Annotated in this window: 25 protein-coding genes and 1 tRNA gene; 13 read left to right on the plus strand and 13 right to left on the minus strand. The window is 72.7% G+C overall.

Annotated features, from left to right (window positions below):
- The coding region (locus WA788_RS21110; RefSeq protein ID WP_335979621.1) for a helix-turn-helix domain-containing protein at positions 1 to 199 on the minus strand (199 nt) is incomplete at its 3' end.
- 272 nt (positions 200 to 471) lie between these two features.
- Between WA788_RS21110 and WA788_RS21115 the strand changes: the two genes are divergently transcribed.
- From WA788_RS21115 to WA788_RS21135, 5 genes are all read left to right on the plus strand, one after another.
- A complete protein-coding gene (locus tag WA788_RS21115) occupies positions 472 to 1,215 on the plus strand; it encodes a DUF6415 family natural product biosynthesis protein (protein ID WP_335979623.1) in 744 nt (247 codons plus the stop codon).
- A gap of 137 nt (positions 1,216 to 1,352) precedes the next feature.
- Positions 1,353 to 1,453 (plus strand) — tRNA-Val (locus WA788_RS21120).
- A gap of 93 nt (positions 1,454 to 1,546) precedes the next feature.
- The gene (locus tag WA788_RS21125; protein WP_335979625.1) at positions 1,547 to 2,422 is read left to right on the plus strand and encodes a helix-turn-helix domain-containing protein; all 876 of its coding nucleotides are present in this window, start codon (positions 1,547 to 1,549) and stop codon (positions 2,420 to 2,422) included.
- Complete coding sequence (locus tag WA788_RS21130) at positions 2,419 to 2,934, plus strand: hypothetical protein (RefSeq protein WP_335979628.1); 516 nt, start codon at positions 2,419 to 2,421, stop codon at positions 2,932 to 2,934. Before WA788_RS21125 ends, WA788_RS21130 begins: the two co-directional genes overlap by 4 nt.
- A gap of 74 nt (positions 2,935 to 3,008) precedes the next feature.
- Positions 3,009 to 3,197, plus strand: a complete 189-nt coding sequence (locus WA788_RS21135) for a helix-turn-helix domain-containing protein (RefSeq protein WP_335979629.1) — start codon at positions 3,009 to 3,011, stop codon at positions 3,195 to 3,197.
- Positions 3,198 to 3,793: 596 nt separating this feature from the next.
- Here WA788_RS21135 and WA788_RS21140 read toward each other — a convergent pair.
- The 3 genes from WA788_RS21140 to WA788_RS21150 form a co-directional block, all read right to left on the minus strand.
- Positions 3,794 to 4,417: a bifunctional 4-hydroxy-2-oxoglutarate aldolase/2-dehydro-3-deoxy-phosphogluconate aldolase gene (locus WA788_RS21140; protein ID WP_335979630.1), complete on the minus strand. Its 624-nt coding sequence runs from the start codon at positions 4,415 to 4,417 to the stop codon at positions 3,794 to 3,796.
- Between the two features lie 200 nt (positions 4,418 to 4,617).
- Complete coding sequence (locus WA788_RS21145; RefSeq protein WP_335979631.1) at positions 4,618 to 5,439, minus strand: AIM24 family protein; 822 nt, start codon at positions 5,437 to 5,439, stop codon at positions 4,618 to 4,620.
- Between the two features lie 94 nt (positions 5,440 to 5,533).
- Positions 5,534 to 6,868, minus strand: a complete 1,335-nt coding sequence (locus tag WA788_RS21150; RefSeq protein ID WP_335979632.1) for an ROK family transcriptional regulator — start codon at positions 6,866 to 6,868, stop codon at positions 5,534 to 5,536.
- Positions 6,869 to 7,016: 148 nt separating this feature from the next.
- Between WA788_RS21150 and WA788_RS21155 the strand changes: the two genes are divergently transcribed.
- From WA788_RS21155 to WA788_RS21170, 4 genes are read left to right on the plus strand one after another with little or no spacing between them, the layout of a single operon-like run.
- Entirely contained in the window at positions 7,017 to 8,336 is a 1,320-nt protein-coding gene (locus WA788_RS21155; RefSeq protein WP_335979633.1) for an ABC transporter substrate-binding protein, read from the plus strand.
- A 16-nt stretch (positions 8,337 to 8,352) separates the two neighbouring features.
- On the plus strand, positions 8,353 to 9,357 hold the full coding sequence (locus WA788_RS21160; RefSeq protein WP_335979635.1) for a carbohydrate ABC transporter permease: 1,005 nt from the start codon (positions 8,353 to 8,355) through the stop codon (positions 9,355 to 9,357).
- The gene (locus WA788_RS21165; protein WP_335979636.1) at positions 9,350 to 10,219 is read left to right on the plus strand and encodes a carbohydrate ABC transporter permease; all 870 of its coding nucleotides are present in this window, start codon (positions 9,350 to 9,352) and stop codon (positions 10,217 to 10,219) included. The genes WA788_RS21160 and WA788_RS21165 overlap by 8 nt, the downstream gene beginning before the upstream one ends.
- Before the next feature lie 20 nt (positions 10,220 to 10,239).
- On the plus strand, positions 10,240 to 11,595 hold the full coding sequence (locus WA788_RS21170) for a GH1 family beta-glucosidase (protein ID WP_335979638.1): 1,356 nt from the start codon (positions 10,240 to 10,242) through the stop codon (positions 11,593 to 11,595).
- A 73-nt stretch (positions 11,596 to 11,668) separates the two neighbouring features.
- On the opposite strand, the gene allB is transcribed toward WA788_RS21170, so the two are convergent.
- The gene (gene allB / locus WA788_RS21175) at positions 11,669 to 13,045 is read right to left on the minus strand and encodes an allantoinase AllB (RefSeq protein ID WP_335979640.1); all 1,377 of its coding nucleotides are present in this window, start codon (positions 13,043 to 13,045) and stop codon (positions 11,669 to 11,671) included.
- A gap of 200 nt (positions 13,046 to 13,245) precedes the next feature.
- Here allB and WA788_RS21180 point away from each other — a divergent pair, with 200 nt between their 5' ends.
- Complete coding sequence (locus WA788_RS21180; protein ID WP_335979642.1) at positions 13,246 to 13,998, plus strand: IclR family transcriptional regulator; 753 nt, start codon at positions 13,246 to 13,248, stop codon at positions 13,996 to 13,998.
- Positions 13,999 to 14,085: 87 nt separating this feature from the next.
- On the opposite strand, the gene WA788_RS21185 is transcribed toward WA788_RS21180, so the two are convergent.
- Complete coding sequence (locus WA788_RS21185; protein ID WP_335979644.1) at positions 14,086 to 14,412, minus strand: DUF5955 family protein; 327 nt, start codon at positions 14,410 to 14,412, stop codon at positions 14,086 to 14,088.
- A gap of 106 nt (positions 14,413 to 14,518) precedes the next feature.
- Positions 14,519 to 16,528, minus strand: a complete 2,010-nt coding sequence (locus tag WA788_RS21190; RefSeq protein WP_335979646.1) for a hypothetical protein — start codon at positions 16,526 to 16,528, stop codon at positions 14,519 to 14,521.
- A gap of 128 nt (positions 16,529 to 16,656) precedes the next feature.
- Here WA788_RS21190 and WA788_RS21195 point away from each other — a divergent pair, with 128 nt between their 5' ends.
- From WA788_RS21195 to WA788_RS21205, 3 genes are all read left to right on the plus strand, one after another.
- The gene (locus WA788_RS21195; protein WP_335979648.1) at positions 16,657 to 17,280 is read left to right on the plus strand and encodes a nucleotidyltransferase family protein; all 624 of its coding nucleotides are present in this window, start codon (positions 16,657 to 16,659) and stop codon (positions 17,278 to 17,280) included.
- Between the two features lie 134 nt (positions 17,281 to 17,414).
- Positions 17,415 to 19,034 (plus strand): malate synthase A, encoded by a 1,620-nt coding sequence (gene aceB / locus WA788_RS21200; protein WP_335979650.1) that lies wholly within the window; start codon positions 17,415 to 17,417, stop codon positions 19,032 to 19,034.
- The gene (locus WA788_RS21205; RefSeq protein ID WP_335979652.1) at positions 19,031 to 19,537 is read left to right on the plus strand and encodes a GNAT family N-acetyltransferase; all 507 of its coding nucleotides are present in this window, start codon (positions 19,031 to 19,033) and stop codon (positions 19,535 to 19,537) included. The genes aceB and WA788_RS21205 overlap by 4 nt, the downstream gene beginning before the upstream one ends.
- A gap of 65 nt (positions 19,538 to 19,602) precedes the next feature.
- On the opposite strand, the gene WA788_RS21210 is transcribed toward WA788_RS21205, so the two are convergent.
- The 6 genes from WA788_RS21210 to WA788_RS21235 form a co-directional block, all read right to left on the minus strand.
- On the minus strand, positions 19,603 to 21,012 hold the full coding sequence (locus tag WA788_RS21210; RefSeq protein WP_335979654.1) for an 8-oxoguanine deaminase: 1,410 nt from the start codon (positions 21,010 to 21,012) through the stop codon (positions 19,603 to 19,605).
- A 13-nt stretch (positions 21,013 to 21,025) separates the two neighbouring features.
- On the minus strand, positions 21,026 to 21,979 hold the full coding sequence (pucL, locus tag WA788_RS21215; protein WP_335979656.1) for a factor-independent urate hydroxylase: 954 nt from the start codon (positions 21,977 to 21,979) through the stop codon (positions 21,026 to 21,028).
- A gap of 4 nt (positions 21,980 to 21,983) precedes the next feature.
- Positions 21,984 to 22,388 carry a hydroxyisourate hydrolase gene (gene uraH, locus WA788_RS21220; RefSeq protein WP_335979658.1) on the minus strand — a complete coding sequence of 135 codons (405 nt, stop codon included), beginning with the start codon at positions 22,386 to 22,388 and terminating at the stop codon, positions 21,984 to 21,986.
- Positions 22,385 to 22,885 carry a 2-oxo-4-hydroxy-4-carboxy-5-ureidoimidazoline decarboxylase gene (uraD, locus tag WA788_RS21225; RefSeq protein ID WP_335979661.1) on the minus strand — a complete coding sequence of 167 codons (501 nt, stop codon included), beginning with the start codon at positions 22,883 to 22,885 and terminating at the stop codon, positions 22,385 to 22,387. The genes uraH and uraD overlap by 4 nt, the downstream gene beginning before the upstream one ends.
- A gap of 94 nt (positions 22,886 to 22,979) precedes the next feature.
- The gene (locus WA788_RS21230; RefSeq protein WP_335979663.1) at positions 22,980 to 23,360 is read right to left on the minus strand and encodes a helix-turn-helix domain-containing protein; all 381 of its coding nucleotides are present in this window, start codon (positions 23,358 to 23,360) and stop codon (positions 22,980 to 22,982) included.
- Positions 23,357 to 23,620, minus strand: coding sequence for a hypothetical protein (locus WA788_RS21235; RefSeq protein ID WP_335979666.1), 264 nt, complete (start codon positions 23,618 to 23,620; stop codon positions 23,357 to 23,359). Before WA788_RS21235 ends, WA788_RS21230 begins: the two co-directional genes overlap by 4 nt.
- Between the last annotated feature and the right edge of the window lie 79 nt (positions 23,621 to 23,699).

The raw sequence follows: 23,699 nt of genomic DNA on the forward strand, positions 1-23,699 counted from the left end.
GTGAATCGTGAAGTCCCCGTTGAAGAGCTTCCGCTCGATCCAGTACCGACGGCCCGGCCTCCGTATCTGCCAGGGCAACCAACTCACCCCGAGCGCCGAGAGCGCGATCAAGAGCTGCTGCCGCTTGAGGTGAGGGCCTGCGCTTGCCGTTCTCCAAATCTGAAACATAGCTCTTGCTGCAACTGGCCAGCTGGGCCACGTCACGTACGGACCGGCTCCCCCGCAGGCGCTTCAATGCCTGCCCGAATGACTCGTGCATTGGCCCTCCACTGTCCGCTGTCCGCCGTGTCCGCAGAGGTGCGGACAGTGGCGGACACGTAACCACTGTGCCGGATTTTCCCGACCCGCAAGGCTATTTGGACCGGGATGCGATGGTCCCGGCAACACAGGCGCATCAGAAGACCCCGGCGACCGCGGGCACGGCCCCGGGGCGTGGCCGATCCGAAGCCACTCGTGGAGGAGTAGATCGACATGGACGAAAGTACAGCGTTCGAGGGCGTGGCCGGGGATACTGCCCGTCGTCTGTTACCAGCGGCGTTGCTCAAGGAATCACAGGGCGTGGTCGATGGCGCTTCGCTGTTGGCTGTCGCTGAACAGCTTCGCGCGGCGGCTCGGATGCGGGCAGCGCTGAGTGAGTTGGTCCCCGTCGTGGAGGCAATGGCGCAGCGGTGCCCGGAGGGAAGCGACGTGCGGGCCACCGCTCTGCTCAGCGTGGGTGAGGCCAGGCGCCGGCTGGATGCCGGGCCGCGTCCGCTCGATGCGGTTCGGTACGCCGAGCGGATGGGGCGGTCGGTGATGGCCATGTGCTGCCTGGTCGGCCGGTTGAGTGCTCAAGTGGGGGCTGGTCACGTCCTGGCGTGGCAGCCCCCGCAACGGGGGCGGTTGGAACTGGTGTCGTGCGGTCAGGCGTGGGACGCGGTCAAGGTGCCAGGGCATATCGGTGAGAGCGTGCTCGCTCGTCTCGGTGAAGAGACCGGAGCCGTCATTGAGGACCCGCGCGGACACGTCTGGTACTGGCTGGTGTTGCCCGGTGCTCCGGACAACTGGATCGAGTGCGGCGCCGAGTGCTTGGGCATGGCCGCGTACGTCGTGGTGCCGCCCGCCGACCGCACCGAGGGACTTGGAGTGCGGTGGCGTGTCCCGCTCAGCTCTGAGCACTACCTGACCGAAGCCTCGGCCTTGCGAAAAGCGCTGGCTGCGGAGACGGCGTCGTGATCCGTAAATGGCGGCTGGTCCTGTCGATGGGATGGGTCGGAATTTTGGGGCCGGTCGGTCTGGCGTTGCTGTGCGGGATCGAGATCGGGCTCGCCATCGCGAGTGATCCATCTCGTCTTTAGCCGCCCACTTTGACTCCCCTCGTAGCTCAGTCAGGCAGAGCCCCGGCCGTTCCGCACATCTCCGTTCACAGCGCGGAATCCGGTCGGCGACTCCGGTTCGAGTCCGGACGAGGGGGCTAACGTCTCGGGAACGTGGATCTTCCGCATTGCCGGGGCGCATGGCACCACCACGATTACGAACAGCACGGTACAGCGAGAAGAGGATTCGTATGGGCAGCGACAACGGCGCGGGCGGCGGCGATTGGAGGGAAGGTATTCCTCCGGCATGGTTTTCGGCGCGGGCGATGTACGCGTATCAACTGGGTGTGCTGCGTGCGCAGTCGGGGATGAGCTTGATGGAACTCGGGGCGAAGACGTGCTACGAGCAGTCGTATCTGCACCGGTTGGAGAAAGGGGAGCGGCTGGGGCATGTGCTGGTGGCGCGCACCCTGGATACGGTCTATGAGACCGGGGATCTGCTGGTGCGGCTGTGGTATCTCGCGAAGTACGAGAGCATGGACCGACAACCGTCCGACGGGATCGGGCCGTTCGAGGTGAGGGCGGCCAGCATTCTGGAGTACGCCCCCGGCATTCTCCCGGATCTGCTCCAGACCGGTGCCTACACGCGGGAACTCCTGCACCTGACGCAGCTCGGCGACGAGCAGGTGGACCAGCGCGTCGGTGCCCAGGCCGACCGGCAGGTGCGTCTGGTGGGTGCGCAGGTGCGGTACCGGGCCTTGATCGATGAGGCGGTGTTGCGTCGCAAGGCGCGGGATGCGAAGACGTGGACCGGGCAGGTGGAGCACCTGATCGAGGCGGCGCAGTGGCCGGGTGTGGCGATTCACGTGGTTCCGTTGGATGCCGGTCCGCATCACGTGCGCTGTCCGCTGGAGTTGATCTACCTCCACGACGGGGGCTCTGTGGCGTTCATGCAGGGTGGCTGGCGTGACTACCTGACCTGCGACCCGGAGGACGTGGAGTCGCTGAGGGGCACGTTGGACGCGCTGCGCGATGTGGCGCTGTCTCCGGCGGCGTCGTTGGCGTTCCTGCGTGCGCTGTTGGAGGAGCACACCGGGGACGAGTCGGCGGAGGACGTGAAGTCGTGAGTGCTGACGAAGAAGCCGCTGCCGTCGCGGAGTTACGCACCACCGGCACACCGCGCACGTGGCGCCTTACCACGACCAACGGCGTCGCCGTGTCGGGATACCTGCCGCCGTGGGCGTTCGAGGACCCGAGTGAGTCCGACATCGACCCGGACCGTCTTGCTGTCGCCGCGATCGACGTCGAGTTGTTCCACTACTTCGACGGGGTGCCGGGTTCCCTGACCGGCACGGACCACGGTACGGACATCGACGGCTACATGACGCCTTTCGGCGCGATCACCTGCCGCCCCTGCCCCGACCGTGAGGTGCCCGACCGGCCGGTGCATCCGGTGCTGACGGTCCAGGTCAGCGACACCGAAGAGACGGTCTGCGCCGACCCGGACGAACTGGGCGCCCTCATCACCCGGCTGCGGACCCGCACCGACTACCTCGACCAGCACGTACGGCCCGCGTTCATCGTGGTGTACGAGGACTGGCAGGCCCACCACCGCACGGCGACGGGGCCGGTCCCGTGAGCCGGGGCACGGCAGTCGGTGGGGGCCTGGGCCGGCGGGGTCGGCGACGTCCGAAGGAACTTCACCACGTACCGGTGGCGGTCCGCTGGGCGAGGGAGAAGGCAGGCTTGACCAAGCGGCGGCTGGCAGCCGAGGTGGGGATCTCCGAGCAGCTGATGGGCGAGATCGAATCCGGCTGGCGCAACGCCACTCCGGCCAACCTGGCCAAGATCGCCCGCGCACTGAACTGCCCCGTGGTCGTCTTGGAGCGGCGGCGGTACTGATCGGCCGTCGCCTGATGTGACGGGTCGTCCAGTCCAAAGCCGGATGGGCTGGGCGATCCGGGCGGTGCCTATTTCGGGAACGGTGGTGCTGGCCGTGGTGCTAGCGCTGATGGCGCTCGTGAACGCGGAGTCGGCGTCGGCCGCCGGTTCGGTGATTCTGGGGGATCGGGCGTCGTCGGTCATGACGGTGGCTCGGGCGCCGTCGCTCGCGACTCTCGCGAAGGGGGCGCGGGTGCAGTACTCCTCTCCGAAGGTCGGTGGTCTGCGACTGCGGACGCGCGGTCCCTTCGGCGGGCTGTCAAGGGCCTGTTGTATCGGGGGGACCGGGTGCAGGTGATCGGCTACAACGCCGACTGGATGCAAGTGCAGTTCGTGAAGCGCAGCGCCGGGGGCGCGCGGAAGGGAACCAAGGGGTGGGTCATGGATTCCATGGTCGGCCGTTCCCGTCCCACACAAAAGTGTGTTTAACGGGGCCTCCTCGCGCGCAACCACCCACTGCACCGCACCCGGAGAACGACAGGCACCCCCACGGCGGGGAGCAGGGGGCCGCCGGCCTGCGGCCGGCGGCGAGCGGCTGAGCCCACGGCGGGGAACCGTCAGGAGGAGTCGGCCAGGCGGTCGAGGAGTTCGGTGAGGCGCTTGGTGACCGTGGAACGGTCACCGTCGGTGAGGGCGGAACCCATGCCGACGGCGACCGCACCGGCGGCGACCCAGTCGGGCGCCTCGCTGACGGTGATGCCGCCGATGGGCAGCAGCGCGGCCTGGGGGATGATCGCGCGGACGTCCCCGACCCAGGCGGGGGTGAACGCGGTCGCCGGGTAGAGCGTGAGCGCGTCGGCCCCGAGCTCCATCGCCCGGACCGCCTCGGTGGGCGTGGCGACCCCGGGGAAGACCGGAATCCCGTAGCGGTGCCCGGTGCGCAGCACCGACTCCTCGAGGTTGGGCGACAGCAGGAAGCGGGCGCCCGCGTCGATCGCCATCCGCGCGGAGACCTCGTCGAGCACGGTGCCCGCGCCGATCACCGCGTCGTCGCCGACCTCGCGCACCAGCGTGGTGACGGCTTCCAGCGCGAACGGCGTGGTCAGGGAGATCTCCAACGTCGTCAGGCCGGCCGACAGCAGCGTGTCCGCGGTGGCGGCGGCCTGGTCGTAGCTCTCGCTGCGGATCGTGGCGAATACCCGCTGGGCCAGCGCGGCCCGGGTGATCTCCCAGCGGTACACGGCTGTCGGTCCACCTTCCTGCGCGGATGCCACGCGCGGGTCATGCGGGGCTGCGGGATGCACGTGATCAGACGCTACCTGCCGGGCGGTACCGCCTTGGACCCCGGCGGAGGAGCTGTCACCGCACCGTGACATGAGAGGAGCATGAGACCCGAGGTGCGGGCCGGTCAAGGCGGCCCGCACCGGGGAAGCGGAACCGCTCAGCCGGCGTGCGTGGAGAACAGCCCGCCGGTCGGCCCCTGCTTGTCGCCGCCCTGCGCCTTCTTCAGCGCGTTGGCCAGCCCCTCGATCGTCATGGACTGGAGGATGACCTGCCCGTTGCCCTCCAGCGTGGCCAGCGACAGGCCCTCGCCGCCGAAGACGGCGTTCATGATGCCCTGCCGGTTGAGCCCGCCGATGCGCTGCACGCCGTACTGGATGCCCTCCTCGAAGGCGACGATGCAGCCGGTGTCCACCTCGATCCGGCCGCCGAAGTCGGCCGGGTTGAGGTCGATGAAGTTGCCGGCGCCGGCGATGATCACGGTGCCGGTGCCGGTGAACTTCTCCAGGATGAAGCCCTCGCCGCCGCTCATGCCCTGCCGTCCGCCGGCGAAGGCGATGCCGAAGCGGACGCTCTCCTCGGCCGCGACGAAGGCGTCCTTCTCGGCGAACCAGGCGCGCGAGCCGTTGAGTTCCAGGGCGCGCATCTCGCCGGGCAGCACCCCGGCGAAGCCGACGGTGCCCTCGCCGCCGGCGGCGGTGAAGTACTGGAAGGCCAGCGACTCGCCGGCCAGGGCGCGCTGGCCGACCTGCATCGCGGTGCCCATCGCCTGGCGCAGCAGCCCGCCCATGCCGCCGCCCTGCCCGCCGGGGCCGCCGCCCTGGCGGTTGCCGCCGCCGGGGCCGCCGAGCCGGGTCTCCATGCTGACGTTGGCGGTCTTGAAGAGGAACTTGCCCGCCTCGCAGTACACGGTCTGCCCGGGGTCGAGGCTGCAGACGGCCATCTGCATGGCGTTGCCGACGATCTGCTGTCGAAGGGTCATGGGCGGGCTCCTGGGGGCATGCTCGGCAAAACGTGACAATACGGTGCGAAGGCGGGCGTTCCGCGGTGCCCGCGGTGCGCCCCGCACCGACGTGTCAACGTACCGTCCGGGCGGATCGGTTCCGTACCGGAGCGCCGGGAACGCCACCCGAACGTGACCCGCGGCCCGCCGCCTGGGGCGAGGGGCCGCGGTCCTGCGCGGGCAGCCGCACCGGCCGCTCGCCGCCGGTGTCGAGGAAGCGGGCCAGCGGCAGCGTCGCGGCGCCGACGGTGACGGCGTCCGCGCCGAGCCGGCCGAGTTCGATCGAGGTCTGCGCGCAGGGGTGGCGCAGCGCGTACGCGGCGGCCACCTCGCGTACGGCGGGCAGCAGCCGGGGGCCCAGCAGCAGCCCGGCCCAGCCGCCGATCACGATCCGCTGCGGGTTGAAGAGGTTGATCAGGTCGGCGATGCCCGCGCCGAGGTACTCCGCGGCCTCGGCGAGCACCTCGGCGACCTGCGGGTCGTGGTCGGCGGCGGCCAGCAGCGCGGCGAGCGCGGTCTCCTCGCTGACCCCGCGCGGCGCGTGCGGCCAGCGGCGGAGCAGCGCCTCGGCGCCGACATACGCCTCCAGGCAGCCGCGCGAGCCGCAGCGGCAGGCGCGGCCGCCGACCCGCAGGGTGGTGTGCCCCCACTCCCCCGCGCTGCTGCTGGCGCCGCGGTAGGGGCTGCCGTCGGCGACCACGCAGGCGCCGACGCCGGAGCCGATCAGGGCGATCACCACGTTGCGGAAGCCGCGGCCGCCGCCGAACCACATCTCGGCCTGGCCGAGGGTCTTGGCGCCGTTGTCGATGAACAGCGGCAGGTCGGTGCCGGCCCGCAGCAGGCGGCCGAGCGGCACCGCGTCCCAGCCGATGGTCTGACCGTGCACCACGATGCCGTCGCCGATCCCGGCGGCGGCGTCCGGCGGCTCGCCCTGCGCCACGATGCCGGGCACGCCGATGCCGACGCCCAGCACCTCCCGCTCGTCGACGCCGGCCTCGCCGACCACGGCGGCGATGCCCTCCAGGGCGAGCCGGACCACCAGGTCCACGTCGTGCCCGCTGTCGGACAACGGCAGGTCCGCCGACGCCCGTTCGGTCAGGGCGAGGTCGAACAGCTCGACCCGCACCCGGGTCTCGCCGACGTCCACGCCGATCACGTGACCGTAGCCGGGGGCGACCTGGAGCAGGGTGCGCGGGCGCCCGCCGTCGGAGTCGACGGCGCCCGCCTCCTCGACCATGCCGTCCGCGATCAACTCTCCAACGACGTTGCTGATCGAGCCGGCGCTCAGGCCGGTGTCCCGGCCCAGCTCCTGCCGGCTGAGGGGGCCTTCGAAATACAAATGACGCAGAAGCGAGGCACGGTTGCCGCGCCGCAGGTCACGCACCGTGCGCTTGGCCCGCTCAGCCATCTGGGCTCCCCTCTGCTCCGCCCCGCTGGAACCTATCGCTGCACGGGGTCTTGACGCCACCTTTTCTCACAAGTTAAATCACGGCCTGAATTAAGTCACAGGCGCTGTTCACTTCCTGAAGCGACCCCACCCCTGAGAGGGAACCGTTATGCGCACCAACAGAGTCTTCGCGGCCACCGCCCTCGTGGCCGCGCTGGGCCTCACCGCAGCCGCGTGCGGCGGTGGTTCGAGCGACAGCAGCAGCGGCAAGAACGGCAGCGACAAGGGCGTCACCCTGACGTACTGGGCGAGCAACCAGGGCACCAGCCTCGGCAACGACAAGCAGGTGCTCACCCCGGAACTCAAGAAGTTCGAGCAGCAGACCGGCATCAAGGTCAAGCTGGAGGTGATCGGCTGGGCCGACCTGCTCAACCGCATCCTCGCGGCGGCCACCTCGGGCCAGGGCCCGGACGTGCTGAACATCGGCAACACCTGGTCGGCCTCCCTCCAGGCCACCGGCGCCCTGCTGCCGTTCGACAGCGCCAACTTCACCGCCATCGGCGGCAAGGACCGCTTCGCCGCCTCGGCCATCGCCGCCTCCGGCGCGGCCGGCCAGGACCCGGCCGCGGTGCCGCTGTACTCCGAGTCGTACGGCCTGTACTACAACAAGAAGATGTTCGCCGACGCCGGCCTCCAGCCGCCGACGACCTGGGCCGAACTGGACGCCGACGCGAAGAAGCTGACCAAGGGCGGCGTGCACGGCATAGCCGTCGAGGGCAGCAACGGCGCCGAGAACATCCACCACGCGTTCGTGCTCGCCAAGCAGCGCGGCGCCGACTGGTTCGACTCCTCCGGCAAGCCCACCTTCACCGGCGACGCCAACGTGGCCGCGGTCAAGCAGTACGTCGACTTCATCGCCAGCGGCGAGGCCGCCAAGGGCGACGCGGAGTACGACCAGAACCAGACCATCACCGACTTCGCCACCGGCAAGGCGGCGATGATGATGTGGCAGTCCGCCGCCGCCACGATCAAGGCGCACGGCATGTCGCAGGACCAGTACGGCGTGGTGCCGGTGCCGACCCAGACCGCCGGGGCGACCGGTGACGCCGGGATCACCTCCATGGTGGCGGGCATCAACATCGCGGTGTTCAAGAGCACCAAGCACCAGTCCGCGGCGCTGAAGTTCGTGAACTTCATGACCAGCCCGGCCGAGCAGAAGATCCTCAACTCCACCTACGGCACGCTGCCGCCGGTCACCGCGGCGCAGAGCGACCCGGCGTTCCAGACGCCCGACCTGAAGACGCTGGCGAGCGTGCTGTCCAAGTCGGCCGCGCCGCTGCCGCAGGTGCCCAACGAGAGCCAGTTCGAGACCACCGTCGGCACCGCCATCAAGGACCTGTTCGCCGACGCCGCCGGCGGCAAGTCGGTCACCACCGCCGACGTCAAGGCCGCACTGGTCAAGGCGCAGTCGCAGATGCCCGCGTCCTGAGGATCGGCTCTCCCCCATGACTGCCACCACACCCCTGGAAAGCGCCCCCGAGGCCGGTCCCGACAGCGGCAAGCCCGCTCGCCGGGGCCGGCTCCGGCGGCGCGTCACGGCACGGCTGCGCCAAGGCGGCCTGCCCTACCTGCTGTTGCTGCCCGCGATCCTGCTGGAACTGCTGATCCACATCGTGCCGATGCTCTTCGGCATCCTGATCAGCTTCAAGGGCCTGACGCTCTTCTACATCCGCAACTGGAGCACCGCCCCCTGGACGGGCTTCGACAACTACAAGATCTCGGTCAAGTTCCACCAGCCGATCGGCGAGGCGCTGCTGCACTCGTTCCGGGTGACGCTGGAGTTCACGGTGCTGTCGGTCGGCCTGTCCTGGCTGATCGGCACCGCGGCGGCGATCCTGATGCAGGAGACCTTCCGCGGCCGGGCGGTGATGCGCGCGATCTTCCTGGTGCCGTACGCCCTGCCGGTGTACGCGACGGTGATCACCTGGACCTTCATGTTCCAGCAGAACACCGGCCTGGTGAACCACGTGCTCCACGACCAGCTGCACCTGACGTCGGACAAGTCGTTCTGGCTGATCGGCGGCAACAGCTTCTGGGCGCTGCTGATCGTCTCGGTCTGGAAGTCCTGGCCGTTCGCGTTCCTGGCGCTGATGGCCGGCCTGCAGAACATCCCGCGCGAACTGTACGAGGCCGCCGCCATGGACGGCGCCGGGGTGTGGCAGCAGATCCGGAAGATCACGCTGCCCTCGCTGCGCCCGGTCAACCAGGTGATGGTGCTGGTGCTGTTCCTGTGGACCTTCAACGACTTCAACACGCCGTACGTGCTGTTCGGTTCGGCGCCGCCGCACCAGGCGGACCTGATCTCCCTGCACATCTACCAGTCGTCGTTCATCACCTGGAACTTCGGCGAGGGCTCGGCGATGTCGGTGCTCCTGCTGCTGTTCCTGCTGCTGGTCACGGCGGTCTACCTGCTGCTCACGTCCCGGAAGCGAGGCGACGCCGATGCCTAGGACCCCGGTACCGCGGTCCCCGATGGCGCAGCCCAGGTCGTTCGTCTGGACCCGGCGCGTCGTGCTGACCCTGCTGCTGCTGTTCGTGCTCGTGCCGGTCTACGTGATGCTCAGCTCCTCGCTGAAGAGCCTGTCGGACGTGCAGGGTTCGTTCCAGTGGATTCCCCGGCACGTCACGGTCAAGCCGTACGTCGACATCTGGCACACCATCCCGCTGGCGCACTACTTCGCGAACTCGCTGATCGTGTCGGTGAGCGCGACGGTGCTGTCGGTCGCGGTGGCGATCTTCGCGTCCTACGGTGTCAGCCGGTACCGCTTCGTGGGCCGCCGCCTGTTCACCGTCACGGTGCTGTCCACCCAGATGTTCCCCGGCATCCTCTTCCTGCTGCCGCTGTACCTGATCTTCGTCAACATCGGGAACGACACCGGCATCACGCTCAACGGCAGCCGGCTCGGGCTGGTCATCACCTACCTCACCTTCTCCCTGCCGTTCTCCATCTGGATGCTCGTCGGGTACTTCGACTCGATCCCCCGGGACCTGGACGAGGCGGCGAAGGTCGACGGCTGCGGGCCGATGGGCGCGCTGTTCCGCGTGGTGGTGCCGGCCGCGATCCCCGGCATCGTGGCGGTGAGCGTCTACGCCTTCATGACCGCCTGGGGCGAGGTGCTCTTCGCGTCGGTGATGACCAACGAGGGCACCCGCACGCTCGCGGTGGGCCTGCGCGAGTACGCCACCCAGAACGACGTGTACTGGAACCAGGTCATGGCCGCCTCGCTCGTGGTGAGCGTCCCCGTGGTCGCCGGATTCCTGCTTCTTCAGCGTTACTTGGTGGCCGGGCTGACCGCCGGCGCCGTCAAGTGACCCCCAGCGAAAGGCAACTCGTGAACGACCTGAGCGCTCTTCCCGCGGATTTCCTCTGGGGGGCGGCCACCGCCGCCTACCAGGTCGAGGGCGCGGTGGACGAGGACGGCCGGGCCCCGTCCATCTGGGACACCTTCTCCCACACCCCCGGCAAGGTCGCGGGCGGCGACACCGGCGACGTCGCCTGCGACCACTACCACCGCTGGAGCGAGGACCTGGGGCTGATGAAGTCCCTGGGCCTGGACGCCTACCGGTTCTCCATCGCCTGGCCGCGGATCGTGCCCGCGGGCGGCGGCGCGGTCAACCAGGCGGGCCTGGACTTCTACGACCGGCTGGTGGACGGCCTGCTGGAGGCGGGCATCACCCCGAACGCGACGCTCTACCACTGGGACCTGCCGCAGGCGCAGCAGGACCGCGGCGGCTGGCCGGAGCGGGAGACCGCCGAGCGGTTCGCCGAGTACGCGGCCGTGGTCGGGCAGGCGCTCGGCGACCGCGTCACGTACTGGGCGACCCTCAACGAGCCGCTGTGCTCGGCGTGGATCGGCCACCTCGAAGGCACCATGGCCCCGGGCTGGACCGACCTGACCGCCGCGGTCCGCACCTCCTACCACCTGCACCTGGGCCACGGGCTCGCGGTACAGGCGCTGCGGGCCGCGCACAGCGGACTGCAGATCGGCATCGTCAACAACCTCAGCCCGTGCCTGCCGGCCAGCGACCGGGCGGCGGACGTGGCCGCCGCCCGGCGCGCCGACGGCCACACCAACCGCTGGTGGCTCGACCCGATCCACGGCCGCGGCTACCCGCAGGACATGGTGGACCTGTACGGCGTCGAACTCCCGGTCCGGGACGGCGACATGGAGCTGATCGCGGCGCCGCTGGACTGGCTGGGGCTGAACTACTACTTCCCGCAGTACATCACGGACGACCCGACCGGCCCGGCGCCGTGGGCGAAGATGGCCTACCGCCCGGGGGTGCCGCGCACCGCGATGGACTGGGAGGTCGACGCGGACGGCCTGGAGTCGCTGCTGGTCCGGCTCAAGGAGGAGTACGGGCCGCACAAGATCTTCGTCACGGAGAACGGCTCCGCCTACCGCGACGTGGTCGGCCCGGACGGCCAGGTGGACGACCCGGAGCGCACGCGGTACCTGGAGGACCACCTCGCCGCCTGCGCCCGCGCGGTACGGCGCGGGGTGCCGCTGGCCGGCTACTTCGCCTGGTCGCTGCTGGACAACTTCGAGTGGGCGTACGGCTACGACAAGCGCTTCGGCCTGGTGCACGTCGACTACACCACGCAGCAGCGCACCATCAAGGGCAGCGGACGGCGCTACGCCGACATCGTTGCCGGGCACCGCAGGAAGGGGCGTCGCGCGGCCTGACCCGCGCGACCGGTGGACCCGGCGGCGCGTCCCGCTCCAGGGGCGTGCCGCCGGGTCCGCTGCTGTCCGCGGCTCAGTTCCGGGCGGCCGGGCGGGTGATGAGGCGGCCGGCCGGCTCGCCCGTCGCGCGGGCCGGGCCGGCGCCGCCCACCTGCCCGGCGACGAGGCGGCCGCGCAGGTAGGTGGCGCGGACCACGCCGTGCAGGGTGCGGCCGGCGTAGGCGGTGATCGGGTTGCGGTGGTGCAGCCGGGCGGGGTCCACGGTGAAGGTCCGCTCCGGGTCGAGCACCGCGAAGTCCGCGTCGCGGCCGGGGGCGATCGCACCCTTGACCGCGTCGAGCCCGGCCAGCCGGGCCGGACCGGCCGACATCCAGCCGGCCACGTCGGCGAGGGTGTGCCCGCGCCGGCGGGCCTCGGTCCACACCGCGGGCAGGCCGAGCTGGAGGGAGGAGATGCCGCCCCAGGCGGTGGCGAAGTCCCCGGTGTCCTGGTGCTTGAGGTCGATGGTGGACGGCGAGTGGTCGGAGACGACGCAGTCGATGACGCCGTCGGCGAGCGCCTGCCACAGCACGTCCTGGTTGGCGGCCTGCCTGATCGGCGGGCAGCACTTGAACTCCGTCGCGCCGTCGGGGACCTCCTCGGCGGTGAGGGTGAGGAAGTGCGGGCAGGTCTCCACGGTCAGCCGGACCCCCTCCCGGCGGGCGGCGGCGATCAGCGGGACCGCGCCGGCGGAGGACAGGTGCAGGACATGCACCCGGGTGCCGCGTGCGGCGGCCAGTTCGATCAGTCCGGCGATCGCGTGGTCCTCGGCGGCCGGCGGGCGGGAGGCGAGGAAGTCCGCGTAGCGGCGGCCGCCGCGCTGCGGGGCGCCCTCGATCAGCGCCCGGTCCTCGGCGTGCACGATGAGCAGGCCGTCGAAGCGCGCCAACTCGTCCATCGCCTCCGCCAGTCCGGGCCGGTCCAGGTGCGGGAACTCCTCGACGCCCGAGGGCACCAGGAAGCACTTGAAGCCGAAGACGCCCGCGTCGTGGAGCGCCTCGAGGCCGGCGGTGTTGCCGGGCACCGCGCCGCCCCAGAAGCCGGTGTCGGTGTGCACCCGGCCCACCGCGGCGGCGCGCTTGACCTCGAGGTGGGCCGCGGTGGTGGTGGGCGGCAGGCTGTTGAGCGGCATGTCCACCAGGGTGGTGACGCCGCCGGCCACGGCGGCCGCGGTGGCGGTGGCGAAGCCCTCCCACTCCGCGCGGCCGGGGTCGTTGATGTGCACATGGGTGTCCACCAGGCCGGGCAGCAGCACGTCGTCGCCGAGCTCGGTGCAGCGGGCGCCGGGAGGCGGCGCCGCGTCGTGCGGCAGCACCGCGGTGATCGTGCCGCCGGCGACGAGCACCGCTGCGGGCCGTTCGCCCTCCGGGGTGACCACCCGTGTCGAGCGCAGCACCTGCTCCTCCACCATGCGACCTCCGCCGTCCGGCCCGCTTCAACGTTCTGTTGACGGACATGGTGGGCAGCGCGCCCCGGGACGTCAAGGGCGGTAGGATTCCGCGAAGCGAAAACCTCCTTCCGCGCAGGAGGTGCGGCACCCCCGGGCGCGGCCCGCCGCGAGGTCCGCCACGGTGGTCCGCCACAGGTCCGCCACGAACGAGGGGAACGCAGGTGCCTGCTGACCGCGCCGGAGGCGTGCAGTCGCTCGCACGCGCCTTCGACCTGCTGGAGCGGATGGCCGACGCGGGCGGCGAGGTCGGGCTGAGCGAGCTGTCGGCCGGCAGCGGGCTGCCGCTGCCGACCATCCACCGCCTGATGCGCACCCTGCTGGACTGCGGCTACGTCCGCCAGCAGCCGAACCGGCGGTACGCCCTGGGCCCCCGGCTGATCCGGCTCGGCGAGAGCGCGTCCCGGCTGCTGGGCACCTGGGCCCGCCCGTACCTCGCCGAACTCGTCGACGCCACCGGCGAGACCGCGAACATGGCGCTGCTCGACGGCGACGAGGCGGTCTACGTCGCGCAGGTGCCCTCGCGGCACTCGATGCGGATGTTCACCGAGGTCGGGCGGCGGGTGCTGCCGCACTCCACGGGCGTCGGCAAGGCACTGCTGGCGCAGCTCCCGGACGAGCAGGTGCGGGCGCTGCTCGGGCGGACGGGGATGCCGGCCGCGACCGAGCACACCCTCACCGACCCGGACGTCTTCCTCACCGCGCTGGAGCGGGTCCGGGCGCAGGGCTACGCCGTCGACGACAACGAGCAGGAGGCCGGGGTGCGGTGCCTGGCGGTCAGTGTGCCCGGTGCGCCGACCGCCACGGCGATCTCGATCTCCGGCCCGGCCGGGCGGGTGACCGAGGCGGCCACGGCCGCGATCGTGCCGGTGCTGCGGGACGTGGCCGGGAAGTTGGCGCTCGCGCTGACGACGTGAGGCGCGAAGGCGCGTCCGCGCGGGGAGCGGGTGCAGATGGAGCGCGTGCCCATGGAGCGCGTCAACAGGTGCACGCGGGCGCACGATTCAGGGGCGTGGTGGGGCCAGCAGTTCGACGGCCTCGCGCAGGGCGTCGAGCGGGGCGGCGAGCGCGCTCACCGAGCCGATCACGGCCACCACCAGGAGTAAGGAGTGGCGCATCCGCTCGCAGTCCGCCGGGTCCGGCACCTGGTCCATGGCCGCGGCCGTCCGTGCCAGCGCGTCGAGTTCGTCCTCGGCGACGGCCCGGTCCGGCAGCGGCCGCCGGTAGGCGATCAGCTCCCGGCGCATCCGGCCGACCGCAGCCGCCAGGCCGGCGCCCAGCCCGCTCCCGGCCGGGCCTGTGTCCGCACCGCCGCACCCGTTGTCGAGCACGCGCGTCTCCCCCACCGCCACGTATGACCCACCCTTGCGTCGAACTGCGCCCGGGCGCCGTCCGGCAAGGGGCGCCCCGGGGCCGATCAGTATTCGCCAACCGGCGTTATTCCGCCACTGAGTTGACGAAATCTGCGCTGATTCCCGTACCCGGGGCGGAACGGCCGGCCACCTCGTGCCACACGGTGACGTCGAACACGGCGGCGGCGTCCGGGTTCTGACGGGTCGGCAGCTGACGGAACGTCACCAGTGCGGTGACGGTGCCGTCGGCGGAGCGCACGCACAGCCGGGTGCCCGTGCCGAGCGTGGCCGCTTGGACGGAGTCCACGGCGTTCGAGGACTGGCAGGTGGCGGCGGTCCCGGCGCGGCCGGCGTCGATCAGGGCGAGGGTGTCCCGGGAGCGGTCCACGGTGAAGGCGCCGGCGTCCGCGGTCAGCCCGAAGTCGCCGCTGTAGGTGCCGGAGCCGACGGTCGGCGGGTCGGAGCGCAGCGACACCCCGTGGCCGGGCGGCAGCTTCAACTGCTGGTAGACCAGGCCGGTTTCGGGCGGTGAACCGGTGGCGCCGCCACCGGGCGGCGGCGAGGTCGCCCCGGGCGACGGCACCCCCTGGGCGGGCGGCGTCGTCGTCGGCGAGGGCTGTGGAAGGCCGCCCTGCGGCTCCTGGGACCCGACGGACGGCTGCCCGCCGCCCGAGGACAGCGCGACCGCGGCGGTGGCCGCGACCGCGACGCAGGCGACCGCGGCCACCACGCCGACCGCCTTGCGCCGCTTGCGCGGCAGAGGCAGCGGCACATGGACGTACGGGGCGCGCGGCCACTGCTGCGGGTGCCACAGGTAGGTGCCCGGCGGGCCGGCGGGGGGCGCGGGCGCCGGTACGGGAGCCGGTGCCGGTACGGGCGCGGGCGCGGCCTGGGGCGGCGCGGCGGGCGCGGGAGCTGCGGCGTCGGGCCGTACCGGCTGCGGGCGCGCGGCCTGGGACGGCGGCCCGGCCGGGGGCGGGGAGAAGTGCGGCGGGGGTATCGCCGGGAGGATCGCGGCGAGCAGCGGTGCGGGCAGCCAGGACACCGGGCGGGACTCGGGCGCGGCCTGCGCGCACATCGTGGTGATCTGGGCCAGCGAGGGCCGCAGCGCGGGGTCCTTGATCAGGCAGCGGGTGACGATCTCCCGCAGCTGGCCCGGGAGTTCGTTGAGGTCCGGCTCCGCGCTCTGCACCCGGGAGCCGTCGCCGAAGGGCGCGGCGCCGATCGAGGCGTACGCGGCTATCTGCCCAAGTGCGAAGACGTCGGTGGCGGGCCGGGCGGGCTGGCCGGCGGCCTGCTCGGGTGAGCGGAAAGCGGTCGCCTCACCGACCGCGGCGGGTCCGTCCGCCGCGCCGGAAGAGCCCGCGGCCGCACCCGCGCCCGGCTCCGTACCGGTCCCCGGCTCCGTACCTGTGCCCGCGGCCTGTTCGCGCGCCGCAGCGGCGTCCGCGCCCTCGCCCGTGCCCGTACCGGCAGCGGCACCGGCACCGGCACCGGCACCGGCACCCGTGCTCGCGCCCGCCGGATCGGCGCCTTCCGCGACCCACGCCAGCCCGTGGCCCTTCACCCGGGGGCCGTCGCCGGCGAGCAGCACATGCGCCGGGCGCAGCCCGCCGTGCACCACACCGGCGTGGTGCATCGCCTGGAGCCCCTCGGCGAGCGCGGCGACCAGCCGCAGCACCACCCCGGTGGGCAGCGGCCCCGCGCCCTCGACGGCGGCACGCAGCGACAGCGACGGCACGTAGCCGGTGGCGATCCAGTACCGCTCGCCCTCCCGCCCGCTGCCGACCACCGGCACCGCGCGCGGCCCGGGCACCCGCGCCGCGGCCTGCGCGTCCTGGTGGAAGCGGGCGGCGAAGCCGTCGGCGGTGGTGAGTTCGGGGCGGATCACGGTGAGCGCGACCGGCTGCCCGCCGGGCTCGTAGGCGAGGTAGGTGACGCCCGCGGCGCCCGGCCCGTCCGCGCCGAGGCGCGCGCCGATGCGGTGCCCGGACACGCTCGCCGGGTCCTCGTCGGCGAGAGGTGCGAAGACCGGGCCGCGGAAGTCCGGCCCGAGGTCCTGACCGAAGTCCGGACCGGTGTGCGCTGGCCCCATCAGTCCCCTCAGTCCCCGTTCTTCACCTGGCAACCGCCCCCACCCGCAACAGGGCCAGACGATACCGGAACACGCCGCGCCGACGGCGCCCTGTTCCGCGGCCGTGACACGCGGGGTATGCAGGACGGATGAACACACAGGGCGAGGTGGCCGGACTGCTGCTGGCGGCCGGTGGAGGGCGGCGGCTCGGCGGGCGGCCGAAGGCGCTGCTGGCCTACCGGGGGCGGCCGCTGGTGGAGCACGCGGTCGCGGTGCTGCGGGCGGGCGGCTGCGGGCCGGTGCACGTGGTGCTGGGCGCGGCGGCGCGGGAGGTGCGCGAGCGCGCCGAGTTGGCCGGCTGCGTACTGGTGGACAACCCGCACTGGGCCGGCGGCATGGGCTCCTCGCTGCGCGCGGGGCTGGCGTCGCTGGCCGCCGCGGCAGCGGAGCCGGGCGGGCCGGTCGCGGCGGTGGTCTGCCTGGTGGACCAGCCGGGGGTGCCGGGCGCGGCGGTGGCGCGGGTGGTCGCGGCGGCCCGGGCCTCCGGGGACCTGCCGTCGGGGCTGGCCGCGGCGGTGTACGGCGGCCGGCGGGGGCATCCGGTGCTGTTCGGCGCGAGCCGCTGGGCGGGGGTGGCGGGCAGCGCGGAAGGGGACCGCGGGGCGCGGACGTATCTGCGCGCGCACGCCGGGCAGACCGTGGCGGTGGAGTGCGGGGACCTCGGCGACCCGGCCGACATCGACACTCCGGCCGACCTGCGGCTGCTCGGCTGAACGGCGGGCCGCCCGCACCACAGAACGTTGAACTTCCGCACTGCGAAAACTATGATCCGCTGTGCAGAAGTGAGCGCGCGCCCCGGGTGTGCCCCGGCCCCGTGCCACCCCCGCCTCCCGGAGGAGTGACCCGCATGTCAGCAAGCGCGCCGTCCCCGGCCGCCGTCTCCGCGGCCGCCGGTCCCGTACCCCGCTCGCAGGAGGTGCTGACTCCCGAGGCGCTGACCTTCGTCGCCGAGCTGCACCGGCGCTTCGCCGCCCGCCGCGACGAGCTGCTGGCACTGCGCAGGGAGCGCCGCGCCGAGATCGCCCGCACCGCCACCCTGGACTTCCTGCCGCAGACCGCGCACATCCGCGCGGGCGACTGGCGGGTGGCGGACGCGCCGCCCGCGCTCCAGGACCGCCGGGTGGAGATCACCGGGCCGACCGACCGCAAGATGACGGTCAACGCGCTCAACTCCGGCGCCCGCATCTGGCTCGCCGACTTCGAGGACGCCTCCGCCCCCACCTGGCACAACGTCGTCAGCGGCCAGCTCAACCTGACCGACGCCTACGAGCGCCGGATCGACTTCACCTCGCCCGAGGGCAGGAGCTACGCCCTCAAGGACGCCGCCGAGCTGGCGACGGTGGTGGTGCGCCCGCGCGGCTGGCACCTCGACGAGCGGCACCTGACCGTCGACGGCGAGCCGGTCGCCGGCGCCCTCGTCGACTTCGGCCTGTACTTCTTCCACAACGCGCAGCGCCTGCTGGACCTCGGCAAGGGCCCCTACTTCTACCTGCCGAAGACCGAGTCGCACCTCGAAGCGCGGCTGTGGAACGACGTGTTCGTCTTCGCCCAGGAGTACACCGGCATCCCGCGCGGCACCGTCCGCGCCACCGTGCTGATCGAGACGATCACCGCCGCGTACGAGATGGAGGAGATCCTCTACGAGCTGCGCGAGCACGCCTCGGGCCTGAACGCGGGCCGCTGGGACTACCTGTTCTCGATCGTGAAGAACTTCCGGGACGCCGGCGAGAAGTTCGTGCTGCCGGACCGCAACGCGGTGACGATGACCGCGCCGTTCATGCGCGCCTACACCGAACTGCTGGTGCGCACCTGCCACAAGCGCGGCGCGCACGCGATCGGCGGCATGGCCGCCTTCATCCCCTCCCGCCGCGACCCCGACGTCAACAAGCTGGCCTTCGAGAAGGTCAAGGCGGACAAGGACCGCGAGGCCGCCGACGGCTTCGACGGCTCCTGGGTGGCCCACCCCGACCTGGTGCCGATCGCCCGCGCCTCCTTCGACGCGGTGCTGGGCGAGCGCCCGCACCAGAAGGACCGGCTGCGCGAGGACGTGCACGTCACCGCCGCCGAGCTGATCGACATCGCCTCGCTGGACGCCCGCCCCACCTACGAGGGCCTGCGCAACGCGGTGCAGGTCGGCATCCGCTACATCGAGGCGTGGCTGCGCGGCTCGGGCGCGGTGGCGATCTTCAATCTGATGGAGGACGCGGCCACCGCGGAGATCTCCCGCTCGCAGATCTGGCAGTGGACCAACGCCGGGGTCGTCTTCGAGGGCGGCCGCCAGGCCACCGCGGAGCTGGTCCGGCAGGTCGCCGCCGACGAACTCCTCGCGATCCGGGACGAGATCGGCGAGGACGCGTTCATGGCGGGCAGGTGGGCCGAGGCGCACGACCTGCTGATCCGCACCGCGCTCGACGCGGAGTACGTCGACTTCCTCACCCTGCCCGCCTACCAGCACCTGGTGGGGTGAGCGCGGTGGCGGCGCCGGTGCTGCGCGACGCGACGGCCGCGGACTGGCCGCTGATCTGGCCGTTCCTGCGGCGGATCTGTGCCGAGGGCGAGACGTTCAGCTATCCGGTGGACCTCACGCAGGAGGTGGGCCGCGGCTACTGGATGCTCCCGCCGCCCGGCCGTACGGTCGTGGCCGCCGACGCCGGCGGCCGGGTGCTGGGCACCGCGAAGATGAACCCGAACCAGATGGGCAACGCGGGCCACGTCGCGAGCGCCAGCTTCATGGTCGACCCCGCGCACGCCGGGCGGGGCGTGGGGCGGGCGCTGTGCACGGAGGCGCTGCGCTGGGCGGCCGCGGAAGGCTACCGCGGGATGCAGTTCAACGCGGTGGTGGCGTCCAACACCCACGCCGTGGCGCTCTACCGGTCGCTGGGCTTCGAGGTGGTCGGCACCGTGCCCGACGGCTTCCGGCACCCGCGGCTGGGCTACGTGGGGCTGCACATCATGTACAAGTCGCTCTAGCGCCAGGGCCGCCGCCCGGCGGCAAGGGTCACCGGGCGGCAGCCGTGCGGCGGTTCTTCGGCGGTTCAGACCAGGCCGGCGATCCGCGCCAGGCGGCGGGCCTCGGCGCGGGTGAGCTTCGCGACGGCCTCCTCGTCGACCCGGGTGAGCCGGCCGTCCTCCACCACCGGGCGGCCGCCCACCAGCGACAGGGTGACCGGGGCGGCCGCGCCCAGCACCAGCGCCGCGACCGGGTCGGCGATCGAGGCGTGCCCGACGCCGTCGAGCCGCCACAGCACCAGGTCGGCGAGCTTGCCGGGCTCCAGGGAGCCGATCTCCCGCTCGCGGCCGAGCACTTGGGCGCCGCCGTAGGTGCCCAGGCGCAGCGCCTGCCGCGCGGTGAGCGCCTTCTCGCCGCCGCGCAGCCGGTTGACCAGCAGCGCGTTGCGCAGTTCGGTGTGCAGTTCGCCGGACTCGTTGGAGGCGGTGCCGTCGACGCCGAGGCCGACCGGGACGCCGGCGGTGAGCAGGTCCGGCACCCGCGCGATCCCCGCGGCCAGGCGCGCGTTGGAGGACGGGCAGTGCGCGACCCCGGTGCCGGTGCGGGCGAAGGCCGCGATGTCGGCGTCGTTCATGTGCACGCAGTGCGCCATCCACACGTCGCCGCCCAGCCACCCGGTGGACTCGAAGTAGTCCGTGGGGCCCATCCCGAACAGCTCGTGGCAGAACTTCTCCTCCTCCAGGGTCTCGCTGCCGTGGGTGTGCAGCCGCACCCCCTTGCGGCGGGCCAGCGCCGCCGCCTCCCGCATCAGTTCGGTGGAGACGGAGAAGGGCGAGCAGGGCGCGACGGCGATGTGCAGCATCGACCCGAAGGACGCGTCGTGGTGGGTGTCGATCGCGGCCTCGGTGGCCGCCAGCGCCTCCTTGGTGGCCTCCACCGCGAAGTCCGGCGGCAGCCCGCCGTCGGACTTCCCGCGGTCCATCGAGCCGCGGGCGGCGGTGAAGCGCACCCCGATCTCGGCGGCGGCCCGGATCTCCGCGCCGAGCAGGTCGCCGGTGCCGCGCGGGAAGACGTAGTGGTGGTCCATGGCGGTGGTGACGCCGCCGCGGACCATCATCGCCAGCGACCCGGCGGCGCCCGCGTACACCATGGGCTCGTCGATCCGGGCCCAGGTCGGGTAGAGCTCCACCAGCCAGTCGAAGAGGTTGCTGTCCTGGGCCAGGCCCCGGGTGAGCCACTGGTAGAAGTGGTGGTGGGTGTTGACCAGGCCGGGGGTGGCCAGGTGCCCGGTGCCGTCGATCCGGCGGGCGACTCCGGCGAGATCGGCGGGCGCGGGCCCGGCGCCGACCGCTTCGATGGTGCGGCCGGCCACCACGACGTGCCCGGAGGCGTACTCGGTGCCGGCGGCGTCCACGGTGGCGATCGCGCAGTTCTCGATCACCAGGCGCGGCTGCGCCGCGCCCCCCGCCGTACCGGTCGGGATCTGCTCTGCCATGCCTCGTGCCCTCTCAGTCCGTCACCGGGATCGCGGCCTGCGCGCCCTCGCGCAGCACGGTGCCCTCGATGAGCCCGTACGGGCGGTCGGCCGCGTAGTACACCTCGTTGTCGTTGGGCAGGCCGAAGGGGGCGAGGTCGACCAGGAAGTGGTGCTTGTTCGGCAGCGACAGCCGTATCTCGTCCACGCCGGGGGTCTGCTCGATGACGCGGGCGCCCATCGCGTACAGGGTCTGCTGGAGGGAGAAGGAGTAGGTCCGGGCGAAGGCCGCCAGCAGGTGGCCGCGCACCCGCGGGTACTGCTCCTCCCAGGCGGGCACCGGCTGGTCGTCGCTGCTCCAGGCGTGCCGCCAGCGGGCGTGGACCTCGGTGGCGAGGATGCGGTCGCGGGTCTCGGCCAGGGTGGTGAACTCGTCCCGGACGAAGCCGTGGAACTCCGAGTCGGTGGTGTTGAGCACCACCAGGTCCTTGAGCCCGGACACGACCTGCCAGCGCTCGCCGTCGTAAGCGGCCTCGGCGGTGCGGGTCTCGCGGGCGTCGCGGACGAAGGAGTGGCCGCTGTCCTGCGGCCCGATCCGGTCCCAGGCGTACTCCTCGACGCGGACCCGGGCGCGGTGGACGGCGTCCTGGCTGGTGACGAAGTGCCGGGCCAGCCGGATCGCGAACGCCTCCGCGGACGCCACGCCGTACTTCTGCGCGAAGGCGTAGACGGTGTTCTTGGTGGCGTCGGTGGTCAGCACGTTGGCGTTGGAGCCGGACAGGTGGACGTCGTCCATCGCGCCGGACAGCGCGATCGACACGTTGAGGTCCTTCAGGTGGTGGGTGGCGCCGTCGCGGACCACCCGCACCACCCGCACCTCGGCCTTGCCGTACTGGTTCTGGCCGAGGCGGGTCAGGCGGGCGGGCGCGGGGCCGGTGTCCGGTGCGGTTCCGGCGTCTGGCGCGGGGCCGGTGTCCGGTGCGGTCATGGTGCTAGCTCCCTCGGTATACGGAGTAGCCGTACGGGCTGAGCAGCAGCGGTACATGGTGGTGCTCGCCGGGCGCGACCGCGAAGACGGCCGCCACCTCGGGGAAGAACGCGGCGCGGGCCGCGCCCGCCGGGTCCTCGCCGGCCGGTCCGGCGAGGTAGGGCGCGACGGCGAAGCTGAGCCGTGCCTGCACGGCGTGCGCGGGCAGGGCGGGCAGGTCCGCGCAGCGGCCGTCGGCGTCGGTGGCCGAGGCGGCGTGCGCCTGCCAGGGCGCCCGCGGCCCGGTCCTGACCGCCAGTTCGACGCCGACGCCGGCCGCGGGGTGCCCGGCGCTGGTGTCCAGCACGTGGGTGGAGACCGAGGCCAAAGCAGCCTGGCCGGGCAGCGGGTCCTGCGGCACTGCCGTCATACGGGGTCCTCCTCGATGCGGCGGGTGAGCCTGATCCGGTTGATCCTTCCCAGTTCGGCCCGGACGATCTCGCGTTCGGCCGCCGCGCTGTTGCCGATCCGCTCCTTCAGCGCCGCCAGCATCTCGGCGCCGGTGCGGCCGGTGGCGCAGATCAGGAAGACCTGGCCGTGCGCCTGCTCGTAGGCGAGGTTGAGACGGTGCAGCTCGGCCCGCTCGCCGCCGCCGACACCGCCCTGCTCGCGCGCGGACTGCGCGTCACCCGGGGTGGGGCGGCCGATCGGCGGATGGCCGGCCACGGCCTCGCGCAGGTCGGCGGCGGTCAGCGCCGCCATGGCCGCGTCGCTCGCGGCGAGCAGGTCGTCCAACCGGGCGTACGGGCGCCCGGCCGCGACCGCGGCGGCCCACGCCCGGGCGGCGCACACCTCGTGCAGCAGTTCGGCGGCGCGGTCGCGGTCCGCGTTGAACCGGGCCAGACCCGGCGAAGCGCTGGTCGTCACCCCCGCAAACTACGAGCACCCGCACGGGCGCGTCAACAGTTTGTTGAACCCGTCCGCGGATGGCCGATCCACGGCATACCCCGGCGTACCGCGGCTACTTCGCGTCGTGGGCCGCGTCCTGCCGGTTCAGGTAGTTGTAGACGGTGAAGCGGCTGACCCCCAGCGCGGAGGCCGCCGTCTCCACGCCGTGCCGCAGCGCGAACGCGCCGCGCTCCTCCAGCACCCGTACCACCGCCTGCTTCTCCCGGCGGCCCAACTCGTCCAGCGGGCCGTGCCGGCGCCGCAGGTCGGCGAGCAGGTGGTCCAGGGAGTCGGCCAGGTGCGGCAGCCGCACCGCGAGCGCCGGCGCGCCCGCCCAGCTCAGCACCACGTCGTCGGCCCCGGCCTCACCGGGCGGCAGCGCCTGCCCGCCGATGGCGTCCACCAGCGGCTGCACGGCGGCGGCGAAGGCGAGCCGCCCGTCGGTGTCGCTCACCGCTCCGCCCCGTCCACCACGCTGACCTGGAGTGATATCCGGGTGGCGCCCGCCTCCGTGGTCCGCCGCAGCAGCTCGCCGACCGCCGCGACCACCGCGTCCCGCTCGCCCTCCGCGGTGTTGCCGAACGGGCCGACCTCGACCGCCGCCAGCGCCCCGCCGGACTCCGCGTCCCGCAGCACCTCGCGCGCGGTCAGCGCGTGCGCGGGCGGCTCCGCCAGGTCGAACGGCTCGGTGGTGAACTCCAGTCTCATGCGCACGGCGGCCCCCACGGTACTTGCGGCTCCTTGGGCCCTCCACCGCGGAGGCGGCCCGCAGGCGACCCTAACGGACCCCGCC

The organism is Streptomyces sp. CA2R106, assembly GCF_037034245.1.
GTDB lineage: Bacteria > Actinomycetota > Actinomycetes > Streptomycetales > Streptomycetaceae > Actinacidiphila.

What these genes read in the sequence shown, in the direction of transcription:
- WA788_RS21115 (WP_335979623.1), top strand. Translation starts at nt 472, where the DNA reads ATGGACGAAAGTACAGCGTTCGAGGGCGTGGCCGGGGATACTGCCCGT.
- WA788_RS21125 (WP_335979625.1), top strand. Translation starts at nt 1,547, where the DNA reads ATGGGCAGCGACAACGGCGCGGGCGGCGGCGATTGGAGGGAAGGTATT.
- WA788_RS21145 (WP_335979631.1), bottom strand. Translation starts at nt 5,439, where the DNA reads ATGACCCTTCGACAGCAGATCGTCGGCAACGCCATGCAGATGGCCGTC.
- WA788_RS21150 (WP_335979632.1), bottom strand. Translation starts at nt 6,868, where the DNA reads ATGGCTGAGCGGGCCAAGCGCACGGTGCGTGACCTGCGGCGCGGCAAC.
- WA788_RS21155 (WP_335979633.1), top strand. Translation starts at nt 7,017, where the DNA reads ATGCGCACCAACAGAGTCTTCGCGGCCACCGCCCTCGTGGCCGCGCTG.
- WA788_RS21160 (WP_335979635.1), top strand. Translation starts at nt 8,353, where the DNA reads ATGACTGCCACCACACCCCTGGAAAGCGCCCCCGAGGCCGGTCCCGAC.
- WA788_RS21165 (WP_335979636.1), top strand. Translation starts at nt 9,350, where the DNA reads ATGCCTAGGACCCCGGTACCGCGGTCCCCGATGGCGCAGCCCAGGTCG.
- allB (WP_335979640.1), bottom strand. Translation starts at nt 13,045, where the DNA reads ATGGTGGAGGAGCAGGTGCTGCGCTCGACACGGGTGGTCACCCCGGAG.
- WA788_RS21190 (WP_335979646.1), bottom strand. Translation starts at nt 16,528, where the DNA reads ATGGGGCCAGCGCACACCGGTCCGGACTTCGGTCAGGACCTCGGGCCG.
- WA788_RS21195 (WP_335979648.1), top strand. Translation starts at nt 16,657, where the DNA reads ATGAACACACAGGGCGAGGTGGCCGGACTGCTGCTGGCGGCCGGTGGA.
- aceB (WP_335979650.1), top strand. Translation starts at nt 17,415, where the DNA reads ATGTCAGCAAGCGCGCCGTCCCCGGCCGCCGTCTCCGCGGCCGCCGGT.
- WA788_RS21210 (WP_335979654.1), bottom strand. Translation starts at nt 21,012, where the DNA reads ATGGCAGAGCAGATCCCGACCGGTACGGCGGGGGGCGCGGCGCAGCCG.
- pucL (WP_335979656.1), bottom strand. Translation starts at nt 21,979, where the DNA reads ATGACCGCACCGGACACCGGCCCCGCGCCAGACGCCGGAACCGCACCG.
- uraH (WP_335979658.1), bottom strand. Translation starts at nt 22,388, where the DNA reads ATGACGGCAGTGCCGCAGGACCCGCTGCCCGGCCAGGCTGCTTTGGCC.